Annotated in this window: 10 protein-coding genes; 6 read left to right on the top strand and 4 right to left on the bottom strand. The window is 66.5% G+C overall.

Annotation, left to right across the window (positions count from 1 at the left end):
* The 3 genes from MKL01_RS01985 to MKL01_RS01975 all read right to left on the bottom strand — a co-directional run.
* A partial coding sequence (locus MKL01_RS01985) for a PAS domain-containing protein (protein WP_243903560.1) occupies window positions 1-380 on the bottom strand: 380 nt, incomplete at its 3' end.
* Window positions 381-624: 244 nt separating this feature from the next.
* Window positions 625-1092 carry a DUF3597 domain-containing protein gene (locus MKL01_RS01980; protein WP_243903559.1) on the bottom strand — a complete coding sequence of 156 codons (468 nt, stop codon included), beginning with the start codon at window positions 1090-1092 and terminating at the stop codon, window positions 625-627.
* Window positions 1093-1343: 251 nt separating this feature from the next.
* Window positions 1344-1586: a DUF6894 family protein gene (locus tag MKL01_RS01975; protein ID WP_243903558.1), complete on the bottom strand. Its 243-nt coding sequence runs from the start codon at window positions 1584-1586 to the stop codon at window positions 1344-1346.
* A 431-nt stretch (window positions 1587-2017) separates the two neighbouring features.
* Between MKL01_RS01975 and MKL01_RS01970 the strand changes: the two genes are divergently transcribed.
* The 6 genes from MKL01_RS01970 to MKL01_RS01945 all read left to right on the top strand — a co-directional run bounded on the left by MKL01_RS01970 (window position 2018) and on the right by MKL01_RS01945 (window position 6837).
* Complete coding sequence (locus MKL01_RS01970; protein WP_243903557.1) at window positions 2018-4219, top strand: putative bifunctional diguanylate cyclase/phosphodiesterase; 2202 nt, start codon at window positions 2018-2020, stop codon at window positions 4217-4219.
* A 91-nt stretch (window positions 4220-4310) separates the two neighbouring features.
* Window positions 4311-4739 carry a hypothetical protein gene (locus MKL01_RS01965; protein ID WP_243903556.1) on the top strand — a complete coding sequence of 143 codons (429 nt, stop codon included), beginning with the start codon at window positions 4311-4313 and terminating at the stop codon, window positions 4737-4739.
* A 153-nt stretch (window positions 4740-4892) separates the two neighbouring features.
* A complete protein-coding gene (locus MKL01_RS01960; RefSeq protein ID WP_243903555.1) occupies window positions 4893-5195 on the top strand; it encodes a hypothetical protein in 303 nt (100 codons plus the stop codon).
* A gap of 309 nt (window positions 5196-5504) precedes the next feature.
* A complete protein-coding gene (locus MKL01_RS01955) occupies window positions 5505-5672 on the top strand; it encodes a hypothetical protein (RefSeq protein ID WP_243903554.1) in 168 nt (55 codons plus the stop codon).
* Window positions 5673-5700: 28 nt separating this feature from the next.
* A complete protein-coding gene (locus MKL01_RS01950) occupies window positions 5701-6021 on the top strand; it encodes a hypothetical protein (protein WP_243903553.1) in 321 nt (106 codons plus the stop codon).
* Window positions 6022-6306: 285 nt separating this feature from the next.
* The gene (locus MKL01_RS01945) at window positions 6307-6837 is read left to right on the top strand and encodes a hypothetical protein (RefSeq protein WP_243903552.1); all 531 of its coding nucleotides are present in this window, start codon (window positions 6307-6309) and stop codon (window positions 6835-6837) included.
* A gap of 463 nt (window positions 6838-7300) precedes the next feature.
* On the opposite strand, the gene MKL01_RS01940 is transcribed toward MKL01_RS01945, so the two are convergent.
* Entirely contained in the window at window positions 7301-7525 is a 225-nt protein-coding gene (locus MKL01_RS01940; protein ID WP_243903551.1) for a hypothetical protein, read from the bottom strand.
* Between the last annotated feature and the right edge of the window lie 237 nt (window positions 7526-7762).

Below are 7762 nucleotides of genomic sequence, written 5' to 3'. Positions count from 1 at the left end.
CGGCCGACGCGCCGGACCACCTCGCGCTCGAAGGACACGAAGTTCTCGATCCGCCCATCTGCACTGCGCAACGGCCGGCAGTCGATCTCGGCACGGTACCGGGTGCCGTCGGCGCGGTAGTTCGTCAGATAGCCGTGGAAGCGCACGCCCGCCGTCATCGCGCGGCGGAAGGAGTCCAGTTGCGCCCGGCGCGTCTCCTTGCCCTGCATGAAGCGCGGGCTGAGTCCGATGAGACTGCCAGGATCACGTCCCACGAGACGGCCGAAGGCAGCGTTGACGTACAGGATGGTGGGGCCTGGCAGGTCGATAGTCGCGTCGGTGACGACGACACCCACGGGTGCGTTGTGGGCGACGGCACGGAGCAGTTCGAGGGCCGTCATCGTGTCAGCGGTGCCGACGTGTGATGGGTCATCGCCAGCATCTAGGGCGTTCCCTGAGCCAAGGGCCCATAGGAGCGTGTAGCAGTGTAGATTGGCTGTCGACCTCGTCGTGCACAAAGAGCGTTACACGGTACGTCATGCAGGGCGCCTGCTCGCCGCTCCACGCGCTCAAGATGGCCGGCGGCGGGACGGGTGTCGAGACCTTGGGCGCCTCCTATAACGAAGGCGCCCGACGACTACCGTCTCACGCGTGCTGCATGTCAGCGGGGACCTTGCCGCCGTTCTCGGCGAGCTTCTGAACCACCTGCTTGTGCAGCCAGACGTTCATCGTCGCCGAGTCGTCCTTGTCGCCGGTGTAGTGCAGCTCGTCGGCGAGCTGCTTGCGCGCGGTAAGGCTGCTGTCGAGGTCGAGCAGCTTTAGGAGGTCCACGATCGACTGCTTGTAGTTTAGGTTCTCCCCCTTCTTGGCAGCCATGTCGCTCAGGACCTGACCGACGTCGACGCTGGCTGCCGAACCCGTAGAGGCACTGGTGGGCGAAGGCGTACCGCTCATTGACGGCGCAGCAGCGCCGCTTGAACCACTACCAGCACCGCCAACACCGGTAGCGGCCGGTGATACGGTTGGAGTCTCGGATGCATGCGGCGCGGTCGCCTGTGCACTCGCTGCTCCGCCGCCGAAAATCTTCGAGATGATTGATCCGAACAGGCTCATGACGTCGTCCTCGGCATTCGCGGGCTTAGCCCCGGAAGCCGCGGTAACCGCGCCGCGCAAGGTAGCGTTCCGTTTCGGGTTAGTTCGGCGGGACTGATGCCCGCACTGACCGGCACTGCCAGCAGAATTACGATAGACCGCGGCAAAGACCGGCAGCCGACGGTAGGGGTACGGCAAAAAGCACGGTAGCAGAAGGGGTATTACACCAGACGCACTGAAGGTACGGACAGAACCGAACCCTCAGCTTAGTGTCATGCTTCGCTCGCAAAATCGGTTGGATAGGGGACCTTAGCCAAGGCCGTCCCACTCTCGTCCTGGATGGCCACATGCCAGTGGAACGGGTCTGCGGCACCTGCGGTGCGTTCCCTGAGGATACGCTTCCAGATCTCCAAGGCTTCGATCTCTGCCGCCTCAAGGTTGGGTAGGTCGACCCCATCGTGGTCGCGCGTCACGTCCTCACCATCGTGCAGGACGTCGAAAAAATAGCGTGGCATCCGCCCTCCCGTGAGGCTGAACCTATCTGCCTGCACAACGCTGGCGTGTATATTCAAGGTTCATCAAGCCTAAGCGTTGCGGCGCCCGACGTCGGACCGAATGAGGCGCACAGGGCAAGGCACAAGCCCTGATCACCCAGATCTGAATTGCCCGCTGTCCGGAAGCTCGTGTCAGCCGCTGATAGGGAGTAACGGGGGAGTACGAGGGTCAGGTGTCAGCCGCTGATCGAGAACGGCGTTACCTCTACATTCTTCAGGCTCGCAGACCCGGTTCGATCACTTTCGTAAGCCATCAGGCTTGTAAACCCCTCCCCGCGCTCACAGCAGGTGTTGCGGTGGCTAGAACAGTGCCGACGCCACACAGCACTGTAGGGGTTCCATTAACAACCTAAGGGCACAACAGCAGACGAACGCAATCTCGGGTTCCTGCTGTGCGGCTTCCCACTATCCTCGTCGCAGAGGACGCGCGCATCGGCGCGCTAGCTGAGTACGATCTCGTCGACTCAGCGCCAGCACCGGCCTTCGCTCAGATCGTCGCCCTGGCCGCACGCCTGTTCCAGGTTCCGACCGCGTTCGTCTCTCTGCTCGACCGCGACCGCCAGGTCTTTCACGCCAAGGTCGGCCTTGACCTGTGCGAGACGGACCGAGAGGTGGCGTTCTGCTCGCATACCATCACGCAGCGTGACGCCCTCGTCGTCCTCGACGCCGCCCTCGATCCACGCTTCCACGACAACCCGCTCGTCACCGGGCCGCCGTACATTCGCTTCTACGCCGGCATCCCGCTGCACGCGCCTTCAGGCCATGCCGTTGGTACGCTCTGCCTCGCCGACACGCGGCCGCGCAACAGCTTCTCCGACGCCGACCGGCAGATCCTGCAGCAGCTGTCCGATCTTGTCCTCGACCGCATGGAGCTACGCCGGCTGGAGGTTGCAGAGCGGGCGAGCCAGTCCCGCTTCGTCCAGATCGCATCGACTTCGCCGGACGGCATCGTCTGTGCCGATGCAACGGGCCACATCACCTTCTGGAATGCCGCCGCCGAGCGGATGTTCGGGCACAGTGCCGCCGAAGCGATTGGGCAGCCCATCGACCTGATCGTGCCTGAGCGGATGCAGGGTGGTCACGGCGGTGGACTGCACCGCGTCGCCGGCGGGGGCAAGCCCCGGCTCCTGGGCAAGACGGTCGAGCTGCCAGCTCGTCATAAGGACGGGACCGAGTTCCCGATCGAACTGTCGTTGTCGCGCTGGCAGGAGCAGGGACGTGCCGCGTTCGGCTCGATCATGCGCGACATCCGCGAGCGGCGCGCCAACGAGGACCGTCTGTTCCGCCTCGCCCACCTCGATCCGCTCACCGAACTGCCTAACCGGGCTGTACTGTGCGAGCGGCTGACCGAGATCGTCGCCGCCGCACGTACCGTGTCCGTGCTGATGTTCGATCTCGACGGCTTCAAGGAGATCAACGACAGCCACGGGCATGCCACCGGCGACGCCGCGCTCAAGGCGATCGCCGCCCGTCTGCTGGCATGCGTTCGCCCGATCGACACGGTCTCGCGTCTGGGCGGGGACGAGTTCGTCCTACTCATGCCCGACACTGCCGATCCGCTTTGGGCGGCCGAGGTGGCGGATAGGATCATCGCCGCTGTCGCGGAGCCGTTCGAGCACGAGGGTCAGACGCTCCGGCTTGGCACCAGCGTCGGCATCGCCCTGGCCCCGACCCACGGCGAGAGCGCGGACGACCTGCTCTCGTGCGCGGATCTGGCCCTATACCAGGCCAAAGGCGACGGTCGGCATTGCCATCGGCTGTTCACCCCCGTGCTGCGGCAGCAGGCACAGCGCCTCCACACCTGCCGCGACGAACTGAGTCGGGCCGTCGAGCGCGGCGAGTTCGTGCTGTTCTACCAACCGCAGGTACGCCTCAGCGATGGTGCGCTGGTCGGGGCAGAGGCGTTGATCCGTTGGCAGCATCCGGAGCGAGGCCTGCTCGCGCCCATGGCATTCCTCGACGCGCTGGATACCAGCCGGTACGCCGGTCCAGTAGGCGACTGGGTGCTGCGCACCGCCTGTGAACAGGCCGCAGCGTGGCGCATCACGGGAGCACCTGAGTTCCGGATAGGGGTAAACCTATGCAGCGCGCAGGTCCAGCGCGGCAATCTTGCCGAGATGGTTCAGGCGATCTTGGGGAACACCGGCTTGCCCGCGGCTGGCATCGAATTGGAGATCACCGAGAACATCGTACTGCGCCACGATGCCGAGGTGATCGCCGCGTTGCGCAGCTTACGCGCGGCCGGGGTGGGCATCGCATTCGACGATTACGGCACCGGCTACGCGTCGCTCAGCCTGCTCAAGCGCTTTCCATTGACCCGGCTGAAGATCGACCGATCGTTCGTGACCGGCATGCTTGCCTCGCACCAGGATGTAACGATCGTGCGGGCGATCCTGCAGCTTGGATGTGGGTTCGGGCTTGCGGTGATCGCCGAGGGCATCGAGACAGAGGCGGAATACGCACGTCTGCGCGGAGAGGGCTGCCAAGAGGGGCAGGGCTACTTGTTCGGCAAGCCGATGCCCGCAGACGTGTTCGCAACTCGGTTCGGTCTCGGGGTCCGGCAAAAGGCGGAGGCCACATCGGCCGCCGCCTGATGTCCCAAGCGAGGCAGGCTGTAGCGTTTAACCCGGCACAAGCCCCTTAGCGCTACGCTTTCTCCACGGGCGGTGGCACATTGCCATCACCATGCCGATCCGGCCCGAGCACCGCTTCTTCTACCCCATCGACTGGGCGCAGCTCTCGGCTGTGATCCGGTTCCGGCGGGCTGGTGGCTGCTGCGAGGGGTGTGGGCGACCACACGGGCAGAAGGTCTACTGCCTCTCGGATGGCCGCTGGTGGGACCGCGAGCTAGGCACGTGGCGCAACGAGAACGGAAGACCGGTCTCCAGCCCTCCGAGCCTCGACGATCTCGTGGCCGGGGTCAGGGTGACGAAGGTGGTGCTGGCTGCCGCGCACCGGGATCACGACACCTCGAACAATGCAGCCGCCAACCTCGCGGCCTTCTGCCAGAGGTGCCACATGAACCACGACCGGTCCGAGCATCAGCGCAGGCGGTGGCGGACGCTGTTCCGGCGGAAGGCGCTCGGCGATCTGTTCGGCGGCCCCTACTCCTGAACACGTCACCGTGAGGGCGCTCTAAGGATCTCGTTAACGGTCCTGTCGCACCCTGACCTTGACCGCTCATCCGCGGCCGCGCCAGGCCCCGCTGGTGGATACGCCTCCCCGGCTGATGCGCGCGGGGCGTCTGCAGGTCGTGGAGATCGAGCGATGCGTAAAACCCTGAAGACCACTGGAACGGCTGCCCTAGCGGCCTTCATTTTGACTGCCAGCATGCCGGCCGCCCAGGCCCGCGACGGCATCGGTGTCGGCGGTGCGGTAGCCCTCGGTGCCCTCGGCGGCGTCGTGGCCGGCAGCGCGATCGCCTCGGCCAACAACGGCTACTATCCCGGCCAGCCGGTCTACCGCGCTCCGCCGCCTGTTTACGTGGAGGAAGTCTGCCACGTTGAGCGGCGCGGCTTCATCGACCCATACGGCGTCGAGCACATCCGACGCGTGCGCGTCTGCGAGTAACCTTTCGTTAACCCTGCCGGCACCCCAATCGTGGCTTGCCGCCCGGGGGGTGAGCCTATGCCAAATCCTGATCTTCGTGCCGCTTTCGCGAAGCTGTGTGCGGATGTACCGGCAGGCGACGTTGGCGACCTACCCTACGAAACCGCGCTCGCCCTGGCGGTCCGGCAGCTGATGCGCCGCGGCAAGCTGCACTGGCGCCCCCGATCGGCCTGACCAGGGAAAGGCGGACAGATCGGCGGTGTGGCCCGCGCGTGGCAGCCGGCGGCTGAGGGCTCAGCTACGGTGCCCGCGTCTCCTTGAGGCGCCTCCATGCTCATCCCTAAGCTCACCGTCCGCCGCTGTGTGATCCTGGGGCTGATGCTCACCGGGCTCTTAGCGCTCGCGGACGGCATCGCGCGCTATGAGCTGCAGCAGGCCACCGGCGAGATGGCCTCCGTGACGGCGGGCGCGCAGCTGGCTGACGCTTCCCGTGAATAGCCGGGCGGCGCACGTCCAGGCCTTGGCCATGCTCATCACGCTCGCGGGTATCGGGCCGGTCTCGGCCCTGGCGGCCGAGCCGGCCGACCTGCCGGCGCTAGAGCAGGCCTGGCACGGCTGCGTGCGCCAGGCGTACGACAGCCAGCCGGAGCGCGGCAGCAAGCCCGGCCGGGAGCGCAACGCCTTGGACGAGTGCAAGCCGCACGAGGACGCCTACGTGGCGGCTTTGATGGCGGCCCGGCCTGACGACCCCGACATGCCCGTGCAAGGCTGGGCGCGGACGTGGGCGGCGTACGTGTCGTTTGTGGTGGATCCGGTCAAAGCCTGGATCGACGCGCTGCGACATTAACAGGCCGTGGGCCGGCGCGCGCGGTGTCCAGCTCCCCCGCATCCGCCGACCCTCACGCAACTGCCCGGCCAAGGCCTCACGGGCAAGGTACAGGGAACTGGCCCGCACCTGCCTGTCGCTGCGTGCCCGCCCGCAACAGCGCCGTCTGATGTCGCGAACACCTCGGGCACGTCAGCAGGGGGAAGCGCCGCTGTAGCGGGTGTGGCACAGCCGCATCAAGGGCTCGCGACGGCCGGCAGCAATGTTCGAAGCGGAACCATAAGCTCAGCCGTTCGTTCACCGGCCATGGAACACTACAAGTCCACCCTCGCCACAGCTGCGGTTGCTGCTTTCGGCCTTGTGGCCGCTGCGCGTATCCTGCATCCCGGCAACTACGAGGATCTGCCGCGGCAGGTGCGCACACCGGCTATGATCGCGGAAGCGCCTTCCGGCACGGTCGCCTGGGTCAATCCGCCGGCGCGGACGATCGCCGTCAGTTCCTTGTCGAACGCCGTGATCACGACTGCACAGGCGGCTGAGGTCGGACCGACCCAGGCAGCGCGACCAACCGCTGCGATAGTAGCCGACGCCACGTCAGCCCGCCCGGAGGTGCAACCGGCTCAATCGTCAACAGAGCAGGTGCAGAAGCTCGTGGCGCCCCCGCGGCACAAAATTACGCAGCGCAGGACCCGTGTGCACCAAGCTTCTTTGACCCGTAGTGCGCCGAACAAGCCTGCCGTCGAGGAGCTTAGCTCCGCACCTGAGGCGCCACCGAAGACATCCGATCGGTTCGACCCGATCGGCAGCTTGATCCATGGGCTTGGCCTGGATAGCTGAGCCGCAGATCGCGCACAGTACGATGTCGCGTAGGAGCGGAGCGAAGTCGGCGGGCGCCCGGCCGCACTTGCGCCCATCGCCAAACTCGTTCGAACTTCGCGATACCTCGCCCGTTCCTGTGCCGCAGCAGCAGCACGGACAACTCCATGACCCGCATGACGATGGCGCTCGCCAGTGCCTTCAGCATCCTCTTGGCCGGCCCCGCCATGGCCCAGGTAGTCACCGGAGGCGCCGGTAACACCGGCGTGACCCCACCGGCGTCCGGGGGCGGCGTTGCCCCTGATGCCCGGGATCTTGGCCCCAGCCCAATCACGCGCGGGGACGAGGCCAATCCCAGCAACTCGTCCGTGCCGGGTACTACGCCGGGCGTGAACATCGGCGGCGCACCCACCGGTGGCCCGCCGGGCACCGGCGGTACGTCGGGTGGCCCATCGCTCGGACGATAGGCTATCGCGCAGCGGCTCTAACCGGCGCCGTGGCCGCCCTTGGCGTTGTCTGGCTGGGGAATGTCGGGCCGGTTGTCGTAGCCGCCGCTCTCAGGCCCTTCGCCAGCATCAAGCACTGGGCTACCTGGAGAGTTCGGGCCACTGCCGCCTGCTGCCGGATCAGACTTCTTCACCTCGCGGATCAGCCGGCCTGGCGGCACCGTCCCGAAGGCCTCGCGCGCCGCGTCTACGTCCTGACCCATGCCGGCCTCCCGTCTCGTTGTGGGAGGCCAAGGCGCGGGGCCGAACCAGAGTTCCCAGCGGGATCGGGCGGAGGGGTGGCCTAGTCTGTCAGGGCGGCGATGAGCGAGAACGATGTGGCCAGCACGAATGTGCCCGCCACGAGGGACGCGATCAGCAGCATGGGGGAAGCCTCTGGCGCCCAACGGCGCCGCTTCCCAAGAACGCACACGGCTATGCTTGGTTGCGCGCGGCCGAAT

It is taken from the genome of Methylobacterium sp. J-070 (assembly GCF_022829385.1).
In the GTDB taxonomy this organism is placed as follows: Bacteria; Pseudomonadota; Alphaproteobacteria; order Rhizobiales; family Beijerinckiaceae; genus Methylobacterium.
Note: the sequence above shows the minus strand (reverse complement) of the source record. Positions and strands in the feature narration are given on the sequence as shown.